The following is an 18,583-nucleotide window of genomic DNA, read 5'->3' as shown; positions in this document are numbered from 1 at the left end:
CGAGCAGCGGCTCGACACCGAGCGCGGACTTCGGCGCTCGCGGAACGCACACCACCCTGCTCGTCGCCCGGCGGCGGATGGTGGGCTGCCCGATGGCCCGGCAGCCCACCTCGGCCGCCCTCGTCAGAGCACGGACTCGGCGATTTCAGCGGCCCGCCGCAGGCCGCCGGACTCCAGGATCTCCCGCCGCATCTCCTTCAACCTCAGCCGGATCGCCTCACTCGAGGTGACCTGCTCCAAAGCGGCCCGCAGCTGCTCCGGGGTCACCGACTCGCAGTCGACCTGCGTGCCCAGCTGGAGCTCTTCGATCCGGGCCGCGTTCAAGAACTGGTCGGCCGCCTGCGGAACCGCGATCAGCGGCACCTCGTGGTACAGGCCCTCCATGGTGCCGCCCATGCCCGCGTGCGTGATGAACGCACTCGCCTGCGACAACATCCGCAACTGCGGAATCCATTGGCGCACGTCGAAATTCGGCGGAATCTCACCGAGTTCCGCCGGATCGGTCGACCGCCCCACCGACATCACCACGTGCCAGTCGAGATCGGCGAACGCGCGCACGCACTTGCGGTAGAACTCCACCCGGCCGTTGTAGGCCGAGCCCAGGGAGATCACGAGCACCGGACGGGAGTCCGGCGCCTGCCAATCGCCCTGGAACGCGCGCTCGGTCAGCATCGGCCCCACGAAGGTGTAGGAGTCCGCGACCCGTTCCCCGAAGTACTGGAAGGAGCGGGGAATGGTCACGACGCAGCGGTTCGACGCCTCCACGTCGTGGAAGACCAGTCCGGTGCCCTGCTGGGCGAAGTACTCGTCGTACTTCGCCCGCACCGCAAGGGCCTCCGGCGACAACTCGATGCCGAAGATCTCCTCGACACCCTCGAAGTACACGTGGGTCGGAGACAGCTGGAGGCGGGGCACCTGCCACTTCTCCGACAGCACGAGCGCATGGAAGGCCGCGATGTCGTACACGATGAGGTCCGGCCGGTCGGCCGCGTACGCCTGTTCGAGCTGCGGCACCACGGCCATCATCTCTTCGAGGAACATCTCCTGAGCCGCGACCTGTTCTTCCGGCCATTCCTGCGTCTCCGCCGATGGGCCCGGCAGCATCGAGGTGTAGCGGACCGGCGTCGCGCCGGCCTCCGCCACCTGCGCCGCGAAGTCATCGGTCGTCGCGTATGTGACGCGGTGCCCGCGGGCCACCAGTTCGGCGACCAGCCCGAGGCCCGGGTTCACGTGCCCGTGCGCCGGAATCGACATGAACGCGATGTGCGCGGGCCTGGTGCGGTGGCTGTTCTGAGCCGTGTCGGCCATCTTGTTCTACTCCTGATCAGGAACGCCCTCGCCGCAGCGAGGAGCGCGAAAGGTAATCGGATCGCCCGCACCGGTCGCATGCAACCGCCTCGCACCGACCACCTGAGCGCGGACGGCCGGACACCAGCGGTCAGCGCTCGGAGGTTGCGAGCGGTGAATTCCCGGACTGGGAATGATGCGCACCGAAGTGCGGTGGAACCAGGCGGTGTAGCCGCCCGGGGATCGCCGCCGTCGCGGCGTCCTGATCAGAGGTAGTACTGCACGTGGGCCATGCGCCGAGGATAACGGACCGCCCCGACTGATGTCGCACCGATTTTCGCAGCACACGTGCTTCGCCTCGGTTCGCGCTTCAAACCTGTTCGCCCGCAACGAAAACAGCGGGAGTCGACCGAGAAGTGACTTACGTTGACGGCATGGACGTGACCGAGGTGATGCCGAACCTGTACTTCTTGCAGCTCGAGTTCGGGCAGGCGTACCTGTTGCGCGAGGGCCGCTCGGCAACCCTCATCGACACCGGGATCGCCGGGTCCGGCCCGGCCATCACCGGGCTGCTGGCCGAATTGGGCGCCGAGCTCGACCGGATCGTCATCACCCACGGGCACGAGGACCACACCGGTTCCGCGGCCGAACTCCGTGCCACGACCGGCGCGCCCGTGCTGGCCCACGGCGCGGACGCGCCCGTCGTGCGCGGCGAGCGGAAGCAGGCCGATCCGGTGCTGCTCGACTGGGAACGTCCCCTCTTCGCGAGCATCGCCCCGACTCTCCCGCCTCCGCCGCCCTGCCCGGTCGACCAGGAGCTCGCCGACGGCGATGTGCTGGACTTCGGTGGTGGCGCACGGGTCCTCTCCATCCCGGGGCACACCGATGGAAGCATCGCTGTTTACTTGTCAAAGAGCCGAATTCTCTTCACCGGAGACACCATCGCCAACGTCGGCCGGCTGATGCTCGGCACGTTCAACGTTGATCGCGCGCGAACCATCGAGTCGTTCCACCGCCTCGCGGAACTCGACACCGAGGTCGCCTGCTTCGGCCACGGGGAGCCGATCATCGGCAACGCCGGCGCCGGGCTTCGCGCGGCGGCGAAACAACTCACGGCGTAGTCCACAACACTTCGCTCCTCACCGAAGCAACACCTCCTTACCGTTCCACCCATGGAAACCACGTCGCCCAGCAATGACATCCGAACCAGCAGCGGTGCCGATGCCGACCACGTGACCATCGCGCCGAGCGTCCTGTACTTCGGAACGCCGGTGGCGTTGCTGTCGACCGAGAACTCCGACGGCACCGCGAACCTCGCGCCGATGTCGTCCGCCTGGGCCCTCGGCGACGTGATGGTCCTCGGGATGGGCGGCGGCTCCCACACCGCGTCCAACCTCGAAGCCCGGCCCGACCTCGTGATCAACTTCCCGTCGCCCGAGCAGTGGCCCGCGGTCGAACGACTCGCGCCCCTGACCGGCCGGAACCCGGTTCCGGACCAGAAGCGCGGCGTGTTCCGCTTCGAACCAGACAAGTTCGGTGCCGCCGGGCTGCGCCCGGAGCCTTCGGATCTGGTGCGCCCGCCCCGCGTCGCCGAGTGCCCGGTTCAGCTGGAGGCCCGCGCAACGCGGGTTCGAGCCGATACGACCGGAAGCTTCCGCATCATCGAGGCGCAGGTGCTGCGGGTGCACTGCGATCCGCGCATCGTCGTGGCCGGCACGGACCACATCGACCCGACGGCGTGGAGTCCCCTGATCTACAACTTCCGCCACTACTTCGGGCTCGGCCGGGAACTGGGGCACAGCTTTCGTTCCCAGACCCCGCACCCGAAGGACGCGACAGCGTCGGTGTAGGCCCGTGTTCGGCCGGGCTCGAACGGCTTCGCGCCGAAGGCGCTTGCTCAGGCTGCGATCTCCGCCATTTCGCTGATCGCCTCCTCCACCATTCGCCTGGTGTGCCGCAGCTCCCGGCTGTCCAACCGGTCGCGCAAGGCGCGCAGGTCGTGCTCGGTGGCGGGACGCGGCCGCCCCAGCTTGTCGAGGCTCTTCAACAGACCCAGCTCGGCCAGCGCGGCGCCGCGCGGTTCGTTGATGGACTGGAACATCTGCTTCGCGTCCCGGTACGTGCGTGCGGCCTCCCCGTACCAGCACGCGCGAAAGAGGACGTTGCCACGCATCTTGCGGTTGTAGGCCAGCGCGCTGGCCAGGTCCATCCGGCGGCAGATCCTCTCGGCTCGCGACAACAGCTGCAACGCCTCGTCGTGCTCCCCGCGCAACGACATGACGTCCGCCATCCCCCTCAGGGCCCAGGCCAGGCCGCGCTCGTCCCCGCCTTCCTCCGCGATCTCGGCGGCCTCCGCGAACCGCTCCCACGCGGAGCCCAGGTCGCCCGCGTTGCGGTCGAGCTGGGCCAGGCCCTCCAGCGCCCACACCGTGTGCCGGCACTCGCCCCGCTTGCGGGCCTCGGCCAGCAGCTGCACGTGCAGCTCGCGTGCTTCCTCGTAGTCCCCGCGGATCCGCAGCGTTTCGGCGATCCCGGCGACCGAGTAGCCGTACGCGATCAGTTCACCGGACTGCTTCGCGAGGTCCCGTGCGTAGCTGAGCCATCGCACCGCGGCGGCCATCTGCCCGCGCTGCCGGGCCAGGGTGCCGCCGCTCCACAGCGCCCACGCCATCGCGCCCCGCTCCCCCGCGCTGCGGGCCGTCCGATAGCTCGCCCGCCACGCCGCATCCGCCTCGTCGAGCCGGCCGAGGCGCCGGTACGCCTCCGCGACCGCCAGCCGCGCCTGGGCGAGCGCCAGGCCGACGCCCTCCTCCGCCGCCTGGGACTCACGCTCCAACGCTGCCGCCAGCACATCCCCGAGGGCCGCGTTCACCGACATGTCCCGGAGCTTCCCCTGGTACTCCGGAGCGAATGCCTTGCCGTACATCTCGAGCCACCTGGCCTTTCCACCGCGTTGGTGCTCAAGACGCACCAAGTTGATTTGCGGCCACGCCCTCCGCCGATCCCCTGAAGCGGAGGGCGGGCCACTCCGAACCCCCGAACGACTCCAAAGCTATTGCGTCGCGAGGGGTCGGCGGCTCGGCCGAATTGGCAGGCCGGGTCAACCGATCGGCCAGTAAGGAGGCAGCGCTTCTAGTACTTTTGGCCGAGGTCGGCGGCGGTCAGGAACGAGCCGAATGGCCGGGACGCTCCGCAGGCGGCAGCTGGCAGGCAGGGGTGGCACCCGGCAGCCGGTATCGGTTCGCCGCGACCCATCGGTAAGCCCACTCCGCCAGCAGCCGCAGCACCGGGGCGGACATGAGCAGACCGAGCACCGGCCACGGCGCGCGGCAGTTCTTGAGCAGCTCCGCGACCGCGGCCGCGCCGCCGAACACGCGGCCCGACCTGGCCACCCACAGCACCTCGTGCCGGGCCCGGTCCGATGTGGTCCGCAGTGCGGCGAGATCTGCCTCCTGCCACGGCAGGATGCGCATGCGCACCGGCAGCCGCTCCGCGAGCCGCACGCTGCGCGTGCAGAATCCGCAGTCACCGTCGTAGATCAGCACCGGCAGGTCTGCCATGCCTCGCACGCCCCTTTCCGCCGGTCTCCCGGCCGCCTCCAACAGTGGACGCGGCCAGGCGGTCGGCAACACGGTGAACGCCCCGCGAGGCTTGCCCCGGCGTTCACGGCCGACGGATCGGCCGATCAGCGCGGGTCAGTCCAGGTCGTCGTGGCGCATCAGCAGACGTCCGGCCTCGGTCAGCGAACCCGACAGCGACGGGTACACCGAGAAGGTGTTCGCCAGGTTGTCGACGGTCACCTGGTTCTGCACCGCGAGTGCGATCGGCAGGATCAGCTCGCTGGCGTTCGGCGCCACCACGACGCCGCCCACCACCACACCGGTCTGCGGCCGGCAGAAGACCTTGAGGAAGCCGCGCCGCAGGCCCTCCATCTTCGCCCGCGGGTTGGTCGCCAGCGGCATCGTCACGGTCCGCGCGGGCACCTCCCCGGAGTCGATCGCCTGCTGGCTGATGCCGACCGTGGCGATCTCCGGGTGCGTGAAGACGTTCGCCGCGACGGTCTTGAGCTTGATCGGCGTGACGCCCTCGCCGAGCGCGTGCCACATCGCGATGCGGCCCTGCATGCCCGCCACCGAGGCCAGCAGCAGCAGACCGGTGCAGTCGCCGGCCGCGTAGACGCCGGGCACGCAGGTCCGCGACACCCGGTCGACCGGGATGTAGCCGCCGCGATCGGGCTCGATCCCCACCCGCTCCAGGCCGATGTCGGTGGTGTTGGGCACCGAGCCGACGGTCATCAGCGCGTGGCTGGCCTCGACCTGCCGCCCGTCGGCGAGGTGGATCAGCACCCCGGAGTCGGTGCGCTCCACCTTCTCGGCCCGGGCGTGCTTGACGACCTCGGTACCGCGCTCGGCGAACACCTCTTCCAGCACCGCCGCGGCGTCCGCGTCCTCGTGCGGCAGCACCCGGTCGCGGCTGGAGATCATGGTGACCTTGACGCCCATCTCGGTGTAGGCGGAGGCGAACTCCACACCGGTCACACCGGAGCCGATCACGGCCAGGTGCTCGGGCAGTTCGGGCAGGTCGTAGAGCTGCCGCCAGGTCAGGATCCGCTCCCCGTCGGGCTCGGCGTCCTTGAGGATCCGGGGTGTGGCGCCGGTGGCGATCAGCACGACGTCGGCGGACAGCTCCTCGAAGCTGCCGTCGGCGAGATCGACCCCGATGTGGTGGACGGCCATGCCCTTGGTCGGGTTGGTGAACCGCGCGCGGCCCGGCAGGATCTTCACGCCTTCGCGGCGGACCCTGGAGCGGATGTCGGCGGACTGCGCGAGCGCGAGGCCCTTGACCCGGCCGTGCACCACCGCGACGTCGACGTCGGAATCCTCGGTCTTGGTGCGGATGCCCAGCTCACGGGCGTCCCGGAACGCGGAGCGCGCGCCGGCGGACGCGATGAAGGTCTTCGACGGGACGCAGTCGTAGAGCACGCACGCACCGCCGAGGCCCTCCGGCTCGACCAGCGTGACATCCGCCCCGTTCGAAGCCGCGACCAGCGCCGCCTCGTAGCCCGCGGGGCCGCCTCCCATGATCACGATGCGGGTCACTTCGCGCTCCTCCTCGGTCCGCCTGCCTTGTGGGCGCCGAACTCACCGTACGCTGCGACGAGTCCAGGCATTTCGGGTGGTGCCGCGCGAGTTGACCATCGTGGCGCAGACCACTCCCGGCGTTCCGGACAGGGCCGCGCGGAACGCCCGGGCCGGGACCCCCACCCACATTCGTGACGTAGTCCGCACCGCCACCCGGGCTGTCGATCGCTACCCTGTTGGGCGTGCCTCTGTACGCCGCGTACGGGTCCAACATGGACCCGGCCCAGATGATGAAGCGCGCCCCGCATTCCCCGATGGCGGGAACGGGCTGGCTGGTGGACTGGCGGCTGACCTTCGGCGGCGAGGACTACGGCTGGGAAGGGGCCCTCGCCACGATCGTCGAGCAGCCGGGCTCCCAGGTTTTCACGGTGCTCTACGACGTCAGCCCGGAGGACGAGCAGCAGCTCGACAACTGGGAAGGCGCCGAGCTCGGCATGCACAAGAAGCTACGGCTGCGGGTGCAGACGCTGGACGGATCGGCGCTGGCCTGGCTGTACGTGCTGGACGCCTACGAAGGCGGGCTGCCGTCGGCGCGCTATCTAGGCGTGATGGCCGATGCGGCCGAAGCGGCCGGGGCGCCCGAGGACTACGTCGAGAAGCTGCGCAAACGCCCGTGCCACAACGTCGGCCCGTGAACCCCGCGTGACATCCGGACCGAATATCACGTCTCTCGTGTGATAATCACTCCGGTTGCACGCGCGAGGTGAGGGGGTCCATGGTCGACGCAGGCACGCCGGTCAACCAGCAGGACCGGCGCGAGCAGATCCGCCAAGAGGTGCTGGCCAGCGGGTTCGTCCGCATCGAGGCGCTGGCCGCCGAGCACGGGGTCAGCGGGATGACCATCCACCGCGACCTGGACGTCCTCGAACAGCAGGGCTGGCTGCGCAAGGTTCGCGGCGGTGCGACGTCGACGCCGACCGCGCTGCTGGAGACCTCGGTGCGGGCCCGGATCGCCGACGCGGCCGACGAGAAGGCGCGCATCGCGAAGCACGCCATCCGGCACGTTTCCCCAGGTCAGGTCGTCGCGCTCGACGACAGCACCAGCGCGCTCGCGGTCGCGGAGCAGTTGGCGCCGCTGGGTCCGCTGACCGTCGTGACGAACTTCCTGTCCGTGATCAACCTGCTCAGCGGCGAACCGGGGCTGCACCTGATCGGGCTCGGCGGCGACTACCAGCCGTCCTACGACGCGTTCCTCGGCCTGCACACCGCGGGCATGGCCCGCACGATGCGCTCCGACGTGCTGTTCATGTCGACCACGGCAGTCGTCGACGGGCACTGCCTGCATCGCTCGCAGGAGACGATCCAGGTCAAGCGCGCCCTCATGGAGACCACCGGCAAGCGCGTGCTGCTGCTGGACCACTCCAAGTTCGACCGGCGCGCCGTGCACGAGCTCGCGCCGCTGACCGAGTTCGACGTCGTCGTGGTCGACGCGGGAACCCCGGCATCGCTGCGCGACGAGCTGCGGGCGGCGGGCGTGGCGCTGGAGGTCGCCGACGGCTGATCACCGGCGTTCATGCCGTGCCGTAGATGCGGTTCAGGGCGTCGAGCGTCGTGGTGAGCCGTTCCCGGAGCTCGGCCGGGGCGACGATTTCGGCGTCGGCGCCGAGTTTGAGCAGCTCCGGGAGGGCTTGGTCGACGGACTCGATCGGGATCGTCACCTCGGTCCAGCCGGCGGCGTCGGGGGCTTCCGCGGTTCGCCGTGCCGCTCGCGCCACGGCCGGCTCCACCAGGTGCGGCAGCCGGTCGAGGGCGTGCGGGGAAAGCCTGATCGTCGCTTCACCCCGGTGGCGTCGCGCATCGAACTGCTCCAGGTATGCCTGCCAGTGGGTGGCCAGCTCGAAGCCGGCCGGCCGGGAGAAGCGCTCGTCGAGGACGTGCAGGTCGACGATCCGGGAGATGCGGTAGGTGCGGATCCGCCCGGCCGCCCCGGCTACGAGGTACCAACGGCCCGCCTTCAGGACCAGCCCGTACGGGTGCGCGATCCGGGTCGTCTCGTGCGGTTCGGCCCAGCGCAGGTAGCGCATCCGCACCGCTCGGTTGTTCCAGACCGCGTCGGCGACCTCGGTCAGGTGCGGCGTGCGGTCCGCGCCTCGGTACCACGCCGGGGCGTCCAGGTGGAACCGTTCGGTGATCCGTTCGGCGCGATCGCGCAGCTCAGCGGGCAGGGCGGCCTTGAGCTTGAGCTGGGCCGCGGTCACGACGGCACCCAGTCCGAGCTCGGCGGCGGCCGCGGGCAGCCCGGTCAGGAACAGCGACTCCGCCTCGCCGGCGGTCAGGCCGGTCAGCTTGGTTCGGAAGCCTTCGAGCAGGCGGTACCCGCCCTCGTGGCCGGGCTCGCCGTAGAGCGGCACGCCCGCCGCGCTGAGGGATTCCACGTCGCGGTAGATGGTTCGCGCCGACACCTCCAGCTCGTCGGCCAGCTCCTGCGCCGTCATCCGCTGCCTGGTCTGCAGCAGCAACAGGATCGATACCAGCCGGCTCGCGCGCATGAGCGGAAGTCTGCCGAGATCCACTGACAGGAGATGTCAGGGAAGCCCGAATAGCGTCCGCGCATGAACATCGACATCGACCAGTTCGTCGAGCGCTACGTCGCGGTGTGGAACGAGCCCGACCCGGTCGCCCGGCGCGGCGCCATCGCCTCCCTCTGGGCCGAGGACGGCGTCGAGGTGATCGAGACGGCGCAGTTCCGGGGCCACGACGAGCTCGAAGGCCGGATCGCCGCGGCCCACGAGGAGTTCGTGCGGGACGCCGGTTTCGCGTTCCGGGCCGCGGGTGACGCCAGCGGCCACCACGACATCATCACCTTCACCACGCACATGGTGCCCGCCGGAGGCGGTGACATCGCCTGGACCGGCCGGGCAGTCGTCGTCCTCGGCCCGGACGGGCGGATCCGGTCCGACCACCAGTTCACCGTGCCGACCGGAGACACCCGGTCCACTGTGGATGATTTCCTCCGCAGGCTCGCCGCCGGCGACCCGGACCGGATCGCCGACCTGTTCGCCGAGCGCGTCGACTGGGTGCTGGACTGGCCGGCCGGCGGCCACCCGGCGGTGCCCTGGATCCGGCCCCGCTCGACCAGGGCGGACGTCGCCGAGCACTTCCGCATGATCGCCGAATTCCACGTGCCGGGAGAGGCGACCGGACCCGCGCCGCGGGTCCTCGTGGACGGCAACGAGGCGGTTGTGCTCGGCGACATCCGTCAGACGACCAAGGCCACCGGCAAGCCGTACACCGCGCTCTGCGCGCTGCACCTGATCGTCGAGGACGGCCTGATCACGCGCTACGCCGTCTACGAAGACAGCCTCACGGTCGCGGAAGCCCTCTCCGGCTCCTGATCAGGCCACGGGGAGCCAGCCACGGGCGCGGAGCTCGTCGAGGAAGCGCCGGTAGCTGTCGTCCAGCTGCCGCACTTCAGCCCGCACCGGCTCGACGAGTTCGCCACCGGGCACCATCTCCGCCGCCGCGGTGCTCAGGTTCGGGTAGGTCGAACCGCTGGCCGCCAGCAGCGCCGCGCCCAACGCCGTCCCCGCGCCTTGGACGCGCAGCACCGGCTTGTCCAGCACCGACGCCCTGATCTGGCACCAGGCGATGCTGCGGGCTCCGCCGCCGGCGGTGCGCACAGCGCCTTCTGCCGGCGCGCCGAGCTCGGCCAGCCGCTCCAGCGCGAGCCGCTCGCAGAAGGCGACGCCTTCGAGGCGGGAGCGGTACTCGTCGACCCGGTCCGCGGGCGTGCCGAGCGTGAACCGGGTGGCGTTCGCGGCGAGGAACGGGAAGCGCTCCCCCTCGCCGCGCAGCGGGTAGCCGACCACGCTCGCCGGTCCGCGCTCGGTCGCCGCCGCGTCCAGGCTCGACAGCTCTGCCGGGTCCACATCGGACAGCGCCGAGCCGCCGATGTTCGCCGCGCCGCCGGGCAGCCACATCCCCTCCGGGTGCAGGTGGCTGTACACCGCACCGGCCGGATCGTGCACGAGCTCCTTGGAGACCCCCTTGAGCACCAGGGTGGTGCCGAGGACCGTCACGAACTGCCCGACGTCGACCGCTCCGCAGGCCAGTTGCCCGGCGCAGCCGTCGGTCATCCCGGCACGCACCTCGCAGCCGACCGGGAGTCCGGTCTGCGCTTCGGCGTTCGCATCGACGGTGCCCAGCACCGCCGCCGGGCGCACGACCTCCGGGAGCAGCCCACCCGGCACGCCCAAGGCGTCGAACGCCTCGGTGGCCCACTCGCCGTCGACCGCGTCGTAGCCGCTCTTCAGCGCGTGGCTGGAATCGGTGGCGACCGGATGCCCGACGAGCTTCCAGGCGATGACGTCGGGCGTGTGGCACACCCGCGCCGTGCCGTCCGGGAGGTGTCGCGCCAGCCAACCGATCCGGGCCAGGCCGGAGCCCGCCGACGGCGTGATGCCGGTGCGCCGCCAGCGGCTCGCACCCACCTCGGCGGCGATCCGGGCTTCCGCATCGGCACGCCGGTCGTCGTACATCAGCGCCGCCGTGAGCGGCTCGCCGTCACCGTCGACCGGAACGACCGTGCCCGACGTCGCCGAGATCGCCAGCGAGCGGATTTCGCTGCTGCGCGAACCCAAAGCGGCCGTGCACTCGGCAAGGCTGTCGCGCACCGCGGGCCACCAGCTGGTCGCGTCCTGCTCGGAGCGTCCACCCGATGATCGCACCGGCTGCGGCAGCCGCCGGGACGCCGCGGCGATCACCGAGCCCGCCGGATCGTGGATCTGCACCCGGACGTTGGCGGTCGCGACGTCGACGCCCGCGACGAGCTCGGTCATCGGCAAGCCTCCAGCGGTTTCGAGAGTTGTTCGCTCATTCGGCCCCCTGCAGGCGTTCCAGCGCGGTGGGCAGCTCGGCCAGCGAGAACACCGCCACATCGGGCTCGGCGAGCTGCTCCGGCGTGGGCTCCGGCGGCGCTTCGCCGCGCACCACCCAAACCGTGCGCAGCCCGACCCGGTGCGCGCCGCGCACGTCGGTGTCGAGCCGGTTGCCGACGTGCACCGCGTTCTTCGGCTCGACGCCGGCCTCCCGCAGCGCGTGCTGGAAGATCCGCGGGTCCGGCTTCTCCGCGCCGACGACCTCCGAAACCGCCCAGATGTCGATGAAGTCGGCCACGCCGTCCCGGCGGAGCGCGTCCACGACGACCGCTCGTTGGTTCGCCACGACCGCGAGTTTGTAGCGGCCGGCGAGCTCGCGCAGCGTCGGGAGCACGTCGGCGTGCAGCGCCGACGGCGGATACTCCCAGTAGCGCTCGGCGCGGTCGGAAAGCCGCTGCCGGTCCTGCGCGGTCAGGAACCGCTCGGCGACCGCGGTGCGCAGGGACCCGCCCTGGGCTTGGCGGCGTTCGTCGTAGACCTGCTGGAACTCGGCCTCGTCGACGCCCCGGCCGTCTTCGGCCGCCAGCTCTCGTGCGGCGCGCAGCAGCGCGTCGCGGTAGGCCTTGTCGTCGTAGATGGGGCCGCCGACGTCGAGCAGCACGAGGTCGATGCGGTCGTTCTCCGAGCCGGGGCTGGGTTGAGGCGGCACGTGGCGTCCTTCCGGTCGTGGTCCGCAACCGGGACCTTGGTGTCACATCCCATCGCAAACATAACATCTATCTTGAAATTTTTAACACCAAATGTTGTGATGTTCTCGGGTCGGGCCGACCGGATCGACCAGGCAGGCGGGATCAGGAGGACACGCCCGTGATCACCATCGGCATCGACGCCGGCACCTCGGTGGTGAAGAGCGTCGCCTACGCCTCGGATGGCACCGAGCTCGCGGTCGTCCGCCGCCCGACCCGGGTCGAGCGCCCCCGGCCCGGCTGGGCCGAACAGGACATGCCCGAGGTCTGGTCGGCCGTCGCCGACACAGTCGCCGAACTCGTCCACGAGCTCCGCGCCGAAGTCGCCGCGCTGGCGATCACCGCGCAGGGCGACGGCTGCTGGCTCGTCGACGAGGCCGGCCGGCCGACCGGTCCCGCGTTGCTCTGGAACGACGCGCGCGCCTCGGCGATCGCCGCGAACTGGGCCGACTCCGGGCTGCTCGCCGAGCTGTTCAAGATCAACGGCTCGGTCGGCTTCGCCGGGCTGCCACACGCGCAGCTCAGCTGGCTCGCCGAGCACCAACCGGACCGGATCGCCACCGCCGCGAAGGTGCTGACCTGCGGCGGCTGGCTGTTCAACTGCCTGACCGGCCGCCTGGCCTGGGACGTCTCGGAGGCCTCCAACCCGTTCCTCGACGCTCGGACCGGGCTCTACTCCGACGCGGTGCTCAGCGAACTCGGCCTGGACTGGGCGCAGCGGCTGCTGCCCGACGCCGTCGACGGCGCGCAGCGGATCGCGCCGCTGCAGCGGTCCGCGGCCGAGCGGCTGGGCGTTCCGGAAGGCACGCCGGTCGTGCTGGGCGCCTACGACGTGATCTCCACCGCGATCGGCGCGGGCGTGACCGAGCCCGGGCAGGCCTGCACCATCCTCGGCACCACGATCTGCACCGAGGTGATCAGCGACGAGCCCCGGTTGGAGCGCACTCCCGTCGGCATGTCGCTGCGCACCCCGATGCCCGGCCGCTGGATGCTCGCCAGCGCCACGCTCGCCGGGACCGAGGTCGTCGAATGGGCCTGCCGGATGCTCGGCCTGCCCAACCCGGAGAACCTCACCGAGCTCGCCGAACAGGCCGAGCCGGGCAGCAAGGACCTGCTGATGCTGCCCTACCTCTCGCTCGGCGGTGAGCGCGCGCCCTTCTACGACCCGGCCGCGCGCGGCAGCCTGCAGGGCCTGAGCCTGGAGCACGGCCCCGCCGAGATCGCCCGGGCCTGCCTGGAGGGGCTGGCCATGGTGATCCGGGACTGCCTGGTCGCCAGCACCGCGCAGCCCACCGAGCTGCGGCTCACCGGCGGCGGGTCGGCGAACCCGCTGTGGCGCCAAGTGATCGCGGACGTCACCGGCCTGCCGGTCGTGCGCACCACCGACGAGCAGGCCGGGGCGCGGGGCGCGGCGGTGACCGCGCACGCATTGCTGGCGGGCCGCGACATCACCGATGTCGCCCGCGAGCTGGTCGGCACGTCCGAACCGTTGCGGCCGACCGAGAGCAACCGCGCGCTGTACGACGACGCATACGCCCGGTTCGTGAAGGTGCGCGAATCCGCCCAGGCCGCCGGTTGGTTCCGGCGCGCGGACTGACGTTCGGCTGCTCATCGCGCACCTCCGACCAGCACGCCGCGAGGCCTGGACCACGCGAGTTGGAGCAGGGCCGTGGCTCGCCGGGTGCCCCGGCGATCCCTGCGCCGGGTGAGCCTTTCGGCGACGAGCGCCCGGAAGCGCTCGGCGGCTTCACCGAGCTGGGCGAGCGCCTGCTCCAGGCAGTCCAGCGCCGACCGCTGCTCGCCGGTGCACAGCAGTTCGCAGATGGCGACGTCCAGCGCCTGGGTGCGCAGCCCGTCGAGCTCGACGACGTCGCACTCCCTGACCCAGGCCTGGTGGATGACGAGATCCGGCTGGGACCGGAGCTCTCGGTCGTAGGGAATGGTCACGTGCACCACGCCGTCGGCGGCGAAATCGCAGCCGTGCATCGCCACTGCGGTGGCGCCGGACAGCACGGCGTGCGGCCCGGCGCGCAGCAGCGCGGCCGCCGCTCGGGTCAGCGGGTCGTGGACGCGGGTGACCGGCACGACGACCCCGTACCAAGGCTCCACCCAGTCGCCTGCGGCCAGTCCGGCCGCAACCTCCGCACGACCGAGCACCTGCTCCGCGTCGCGGCGGGTCATGGCACCGTGCAGCGAGGACTTCGGCCAGCCGCCCGGCACGTCGGATTCGACGGCCACCGGCGGCCGCATTTCGGGAGAGATGATGTTCGCGGTCATGCCATTAAAGAGGCGGGAACCCCGCGAACAGATACAGCAGCGAGCGGATACACCTCATTCGGGTGGACTCGGCCGCGAACCGCGTGCAGGAGCCTGCTGATCCGGCCGTCCGGCGGGCAAGTGCCCGCCGGACGGCCGCGATCTCAGCGCTCCAGGCTGATCAGAGCGGTGTTCACCATCGCTCGGATGCCCACGAACAGGGCCCGCTCGTCCAGCGCGAACGTCGGCTGGTGCAGGTCCTTGACCCGGCCCACCCCGGAGTGGACGCCCAGTCTCGCGAACGAGCCCGGCACGTGCTCCAGGTACCAGCCGAAGTCCTCGCCGCCGGACGACTGCGGGGTGCTGGCCAGGGCGTCCTCGCCGAGGCCGGCCGCGATCCCGGCCCGCAGCAGCTCGGTGCTCTCCGCGTCGTTCACCACCGGCGGCACGCCGCGGCGGTGCTGCAGGTCGAACCCGACGCCCAGCGGCGACAGCAGGTTGTGCACGAGCTCGTGCACCAGCGGCTCCAGCTTCGCCCAGGTGTCGCGGTCGCCCGTGCGCAACGTCCCGGTCAGCACGCCGTCCTGCGGAATGGCGTTCGGCGCCTCGCCCGCGTGCACCGCGCCCCAGGTCAGGACGGTTCCGGTGCGCGGATCGACGCGGCGCGACAGCAGCGTCGGCAGGCCCGTGATGACGGTGCCCAGCGCGTGCACCAGGTCCGCGGTCAGGTGCGGGCGCGAGGTGTGCCCGCCCGGCGAGGTCAGCCGGAGCTCCAGCAGGTCGGCCGCGGACGTGATCGCCCCGACCCGGGTTCCGACCTGCCCCACCAGCAGGCGCGGGTCGCAGTGCAGCCCGAAGATCCGGTCCACGTCGTCGAGAGCACCGGCGGCCAGCACGTCCAGGGCGCCGCCGGGCATCACCTCTTCGGCCGGCTGGAAGACCATCCGCACCCGGCCGCGCAGGCTCGGCGCGGCGGCCAGCGCCAGCGCGGCGCCCAGCGCGACCGTGGTGTGCGCGTCGTGCCCGCAGGCGTGCGCGACTCCGTCCACTGTGGAGGCGTAGGGCAGTCCGGTGGTCTCGCTCAGCGGCAGCGCGTCGATGTCGGCCCGCAGCGCCACGGTGCGCTGGCCGGGCCGCGCCTCCCCGATGTCGCAGACCAGGCCGGTGCCCACCGGCAGCATCCGCGGGCGCAGGCCGGCCCGGGTGAGCCGCTCGGCGAGGAACGCGGTGGTCTCGTGCTCGGCGCGGGAGAGCTCCGGGTAGGCGTGGATGTGCCGCCGCCAGGCCACCACTCGATGCGCGTTGGCGCCCAGCCAGGCATCCAGCCAGGATGGCCCACGACCAGCGCCGAGGTCGACCACGGCGGATTCCGCACCGGACCCCACGCTGGACATGGTGCTGCCGATGGGCGCACTCGGCCCGTCCGCACCAGCCGCCACGAGAGTGCCCTGGGCCACGGCGGAACGCTCCGCCGCTTCCCAATCCACGTCTTCCGCCACCGAACCGCCGTTCGGGGACTGACCCGGGTCCGGGCCACGAGAATCCACCACGGTCACGCCACGCCTCCCGACGTGCAGATCTGTTCCGACGAACTCCGAGCCGACCGGTCGCGCGCGGCCGCCAGCAGGCGATCGCGTTGCGCGCCGTCCAAAGCAGCGGCCACTGCGGTCCAGGCCATCGCCAACGCTGCGTCGAGCACCGCGCGATCCGCGGTCGGTGTCGCGCAGGCCGCAGCGAATTCCTCCTGGTGGTTGACCGCGTCGCCGCAGTCCACCGCGATCATCGGATGGATCGCGGGCAAGGCCTGGGTCACGTTGCCCATGTCGGTGCTGCCGATTACCGGGCCCTGCTCTTCGCCCCGGTCGAGCGGTTCACGCCCGAGCTCGGTGATCGCGCGGCCGTACACCTCCGACAGCCAGCCGTCGGGGTTCAGCTCCGCGTACACCGGAGAGATCTGCACGACTTCGTGCTCACATCCGGTCGCCGTCGCGCCCGCCTCGAAACAGGCCCGAATACGGTTCTCCAGGCGCTGCAGGGAGCGCGCTTCGGCAGCACGCAGGTTGTAGACCGCCGCGGTGTGCGCGGGAACGATGTTCGGCGCCGCGCCACCTGCGGTAACGATACCGTGCACCATTTGCCGGGGCTCGAGGTGCTGGCGGAGCAGGCCGATGGCGACCTGCGCGACCGTCAACGCGTCGGCCGCGTTGACGCCTAGTTCCGGGGCCGCGGCGGCGTGCGCCGCGCGGCCGGTGTAGCGGACCTCGAGATCGGTGATGGCCAGCGAGGTCGGCCGGCAGACCTCTTCCGGGCCGGGGTGCACCATCATCGCCATCGCGACACCGTCGAAGACGCCGCGCTCCAGCATCAGCACCTTGCCGCCGCCGGTCTCCTCGGCCGGGGTGCCGATCAGCCGCACCGTGATGCCAAGGTCGTCGGCGATCCCCGCCAGCGCGAGCGCGGCACCGACGCCGGCCGCGGCGATGATGTTGTGCCCACAGGCGTGGCCGACCTCCGGCAGCGCGTCGTACTCCGCGCAGATGCCGACCACCAGCTCGCCGCTGCCCGACTCGGCGACGAGCGCGGTGTCGAGGCCGGCGACCGGGGTTCGAACGGCGAAGCCGTGCCGGGCGAGCAGGTCCGCGACCTTGGCGGCGCTGCGGTGTTCGGCGAACGCGAGCTCCGGCTCGGCGTGGATGCTCCGGGAGAGCTCGACCAGCTCCGCTTCGTGGTGCTGCACCCGGTCGCGGCAGTGGGCGCGCGCTGCGGCAGAACGATCGGCGGCGGGATGTGGAGCGGTACTCATTTGCGCCCATCCTGCATCATCCGGATCGCCGGCGCGGGCCTGGCGCGAGGCCGGGAGCCCACCGGTCGTCACACTGCGACGAACGGGTGGTTCGGATTCGGCGGAACCGAAGAAATTGGAGATCGACCGGAGCCGACTAACCTATTCCTCACACTTTCGATTGATAAACCGGGCGACGAAGCCGACCATCACGACACCACAGCGTGACCGCATCCGGAGGTCGAGGAGTGCCTGCCGCGCAGGCCGTACCAGGAAAAGGTGTGGGCCGGCACCGGTCGGGGGGCTTCCCGGTGCCGGCCCACGTCAGTGGGGGGCTACTACCCCGTCGCAGGCGCGCTGGACCCGTGGTTACCCGGGCGGGGGATGTGGTCCGCGCACTCAGTCAGTTGTGAAAATCCCACAGGTTCGGCGTCAGGTCTAGTCCATGGCGAGAATTAGCACCGAAATAATCTCGTAAAAACCGACCACGCTGCCGGTTTTATCGGCGACTACTTCTTCTTCCACGTGACGAACAAGACCGGCTTCTTGCGCGCCTTGCGGGATAACAGCACCAGTGCGATCAACACCACTCCGGCGGCGCCGATGGCGAGGCGCTGCTTGTCGTAGGCCGGCGGCTGAGCGGGCGGCGCCGGCTGCTGGCCCGGATCTTGGGCCAGCACGACGACCGGCGCGCCGGGCGGTGCGGTCTCGCCCGCCGCCAGCGCGGGTGGCGCCACCAAGAGGAACAACGCGATCGCAAGGCCAGCTAACACGCGGCCGGTCCGCCACATGATGGCTCCACACCCTCCTACGCCGCGTTCGTTGATCACACGTCAGCGGTAACTCTTGCGTGGTCACTCGTGCAGGTCCATTTGATCATATTAGACGCCGAGAGTGACCAGCTATGCGCGACTTGTGCCGGATCGGCGCAGTGCCGAACGGGTCAGCGAACCCGGCGCTCCCGCTCGATGCGGTCGCCGAGCTCGTCCACCACCAGCGAATCCCGGTCCATGCTGTCCGCGCGGTACGCCGCCCGGCCCACGAGCTGCGCCAGCACCGGCGCGGTGAGCATCTGGAACAGGCCGACCAGGATCAGCCCCGAGGCGTAGACGAAGTCGAGCTGCACCGCGGTGCCGATCAGGATCAGGATCAGCCCGAGGGTCTGCGGCTTGGTCGCCGCCTGCAACCGCGCCGTCACGTCCGGGAAGCTCAGCAACCCGATCGCGCCGAGCAGGCAGGACAACGCGCCGCCGATCAGGCACACCGCGGAGAACACGTCCAACCAGCTCATCGGTACGGCTCCTTCTTCTCGATCAACCGCGCCGCGCTGATCGAACCGATGAACGCGAGCAGCGCGAACGCGGCCAGCAACGCGATGTTCGAGCCGTCGCCCAGCCAGCCCATGCCGACGCAGGTCCCGGCGACGATCAGGGTGACGAACACGTCGACCGCCACGATCCGGTCCAGGGTGGTGCGGCCGCGCAGCAACCGGACGACCACCAGCAGGCCGGCCACGCACAGCAGGCCGAAGGTGACCGCGAAGACCCAGGCCAT

The 18,583-nt window shown here is 71.0% G+C and carries 19 protein-coding genes; 6 read left to right on the top strand and 13 right to left on the bottom strand.

Translation table 11 applies throughout. The features are described from left to right. Positions 1–123: 123 nt before the first annotated feature. Positions 124–1,308 carry a macrolide family glycosyltransferase gene (locus ACWEV3_RS38595; RefSeq protein WP_452618644.1) on the bottom strand — a complete coding sequence of 395 codons (1,185 nt, stop codon included), beginning with the start codon at positions 1,306–1,308 and terminating at the stop codon, positions 124–126. 413 nt (positions 1,309–1,721) lie between these two features. On the opposite strand from ACWEV3_RS38595, the gene ACWEV3_RS38590 reads away from it, so the two are divergent. Together ACWEV3_RS38590 and ACWEV3_RS38585 are read left to right on the top strand one after the other, a co-directional pair. Then, positions 1,722–2,408, top strand: coding sequence for an MBL fold metallo-hydrolase (locus ACWEV3_RS38590; protein ID WP_452618643.1), 687 nt, complete (start codon positions 1,722–1,724; stop codon positions 2,406–2,408). A 51-nt stretch (positions 2,409–2,459) separates the two neighbouring features. After that, positions 2,460–3,137 carry a flavin reductase family protein gene (locus tag ACWEV3_RS38585; protein WP_452618642.1) on the top strand — a complete coding sequence of 226 codons (678 nt, stop codon included), beginning with the start codon at positions 2,460–2,462 and terminating at the stop codon, positions 3,135–3,137. A 47-nt stretch (positions 3,138–3,184) separates the two neighbouring features. On the opposite strand, the gene ACWEV3_RS38580 is transcribed toward ACWEV3_RS38585, so the two are convergent. The 3 genes from ACWEV3_RS38580 to ACWEV3_RS38570 form a co-directional block, all read right to left on the bottom strand. Beyond that, positions 3,185–4,213, bottom strand: coding sequence for a tetratricopeptide repeat protein (locus tag ACWEV3_RS38580; protein ID WP_452618641.1), 1,029 nt, complete (start codon positions 4,211–4,213; stop codon positions 3,185–3,187). A gap of 235 nt (positions 4,214–4,448) precedes the next feature. Next, positions 4,449–4,847 carry a thiol-disulfide oxidoreductase DCC family protein gene (locus ACWEV3_RS38575; protein WP_452618640.1) on the bottom strand — a complete coding sequence of 133 codons (399 nt, stop codon included), beginning with the start codon at positions 4,845–4,847 and terminating at the stop codon, positions 4,449–4,451. Positions 4,848–4,982: 135 nt separating this feature from the next. Beyond that, positions 4,983–6,386: an NAD(P)H-quinone dehydrogenase gene (locus ACWEV3_RS38570; protein WP_093267015.1), complete on the bottom strand. Its 1,404-nt coding sequence runs from the start codon at positions 6,384–6,386 to the stop codon at positions 4,983–4,985. A 224-nt stretch (positions 6,387–6,610) separates the two neighbouring features. On the opposite strand from ACWEV3_RS38570, the gene ACWEV3_RS38565 reads away from it, so the two are divergent. Further along, entirely contained in the window at positions 6,611–7,063 is a 453-nt protein-coding gene (locus ACWEV3_RS38565; RefSeq protein WP_132485273.1) for a gamma-glutamylcyclotransferase, read from the top strand. A gap of 80 nt (positions 7,064–7,143) precedes the next feature. Continuing rightward, on the top strand, positions 7,144–7,929 hold the full coding sequence (locus ACWEV3_RS38560) for a DeoR/GlpR family DNA-binding transcription regulator (RefSeq protein WP_452618639.1): 786 nt from the start codon (positions 7,144–7,146) through the stop codon (positions 7,927–7,929). A gap of 10 nt (positions 7,930–7,939) precedes the next feature. On the opposite strand, the gene ACWEV3_RS38555 is transcribed toward ACWEV3_RS38560, so the two are convergent. Then, positions 7,940–8,917, bottom strand: a complete 978-nt coding sequence (locus ACWEV3_RS38555) for a helix-turn-helix transcriptional regulator (RefSeq protein WP_452618638.1) — start codon at positions 8,915–8,917, stop codon at positions 7,940–7,942. A 63-nt stretch (positions 8,918–8,980) separates the two neighbouring features. Between ACWEV3_RS38555 and ACWEV3_RS38550 the strand changes: the two genes are divergently transcribed. After that, positions 8,981–9,763, top strand: a complete 783-nt coding sequence (locus ACWEV3_RS38550; protein ID WP_452618637.1) for a nuclear transport factor 2 family protein — start codon at positions 8,981–8,983, stop codon at positions 9,761–9,763. Here ACWEV3_RS38550 and ACWEV3_RS38545 read toward each other — a convergent pair whose 3' ends face one another. Together ACWEV3_RS38545 and ACWEV3_RS38540 are read right to left on the bottom strand one after the other, a co-directional pair. Beyond that, a complete protein-coding gene (locus tag ACWEV3_RS38545) occupies positions 9,764–11,206 on the bottom strand; it encodes an FGGY-family carbohydrate kinase (RefSeq protein WP_452618636.1) in 1,443 nt (480 codons plus the stop codon). A 34-nt stretch (positions 11,207–11,240) separates the two neighbouring features. Continuing rightward, on the bottom strand, positions 11,241–11,954 hold the full coding sequence (locus ACWEV3_RS38540) for an HAD family hydrolase (protein WP_452618635.1): 714 nt from the start codon (positions 11,952–11,954) through the stop codon (positions 11,241–11,243). A 158-nt stretch (positions 11,955–12,112) separates the two neighbouring features. On the opposite strand from ACWEV3_RS38540, the gene ACWEV3_RS38535 reads away from it, so the two are divergent. Further along, complete coding sequence (locus tag ACWEV3_RS38535; protein ID WP_452618634.1) at positions 12,113–13,588, top strand: FGGY family carbohydrate kinase; 1,476 nt, start codon at positions 12,113–12,115, stop codon at positions 13,586–13,588. Positions 13,589–13,599: 11 nt separating this feature from the next. On the opposite strand, the gene ACWEV3_RS38530 is transcribed toward ACWEV3_RS38535, so the two are convergent. From ACWEV3_RS38530 to ACWEV3_RS38505, 6 genes are all read right to left on the bottom strand, one after another. Next, entirely contained in the window at positions 13,600–14,268 is a 669-nt protein-coding gene (locus tag ACWEV3_RS38530; RefSeq protein WP_452618633.1) for a hypothetical protein, read from the bottom strand. Between the two features lie 143 nt (positions 14,269–14,411). Further along, complete coding sequence (locus ACWEV3_RS38525) at positions 14,412–15,803, bottom strand: amidohydrolase (RefSeq protein WP_452618632.1); 1,392 nt, start codon at positions 15,801–15,803, stop codon at positions 14,412–14,414. Further along, entirely contained in the window at positions 15,800–17,050 is a 1,251-nt protein-coding gene (locus ACWEV3_RS38520; protein ID WP_452618631.1) for a M20 family metallopeptidase, read from the bottom strand. Before ACWEV3_RS38520 ends, ACWEV3_RS38525 begins: the two co-directional genes overlap by 4 nt. A gap of 488 nt (positions 17,051–17,538) precedes the next feature. Beyond that, positions 17,539–17,802, bottom strand: coding sequence for a hypothetical protein (locus ACWEV3_RS38515; RefSeq protein ID WP_452618630.1), 264 nt, complete (start codon positions 17,800–17,802; stop codon positions 17,539–17,541). A gap of 170 nt (positions 17,803–17,972) precedes the next feature. Then, positions 17,973–18,320 carry a monovalent cation/H(+) antiporter subunit G gene (gene mnhG / locus ACWEV3_RS38510; RefSeq protein ID WP_358579390.1) on the bottom strand — a complete coding sequence of 116 codons (348 nt, stop codon included), beginning with the start codon at positions 18,318–18,320 and terminating at the stop codon, positions 17,973–17,975. Then, the gene (locus ACWEV3_RS38505; RefSeq protein WP_132485253.1) at positions 18,317–18,583 is read right to left on the bottom strand and encodes a monovalent cation/H+ antiporter complex subunit F; all 267 of its coding nucleotides are present in this window, start codon (positions 18,581–18,583) and stop codon (positions 18,317–18,319) included. Before ACWEV3_RS38505 ends, mnhG begins: the two co-directional genes overlap by 4 nt.

This window comes from Saccharopolyspora sp. NPDC003752 (assembly GCF_053605825.1).
This window is presented reverse-complemented; position numbering and strand designations above follow the sequence as displayed.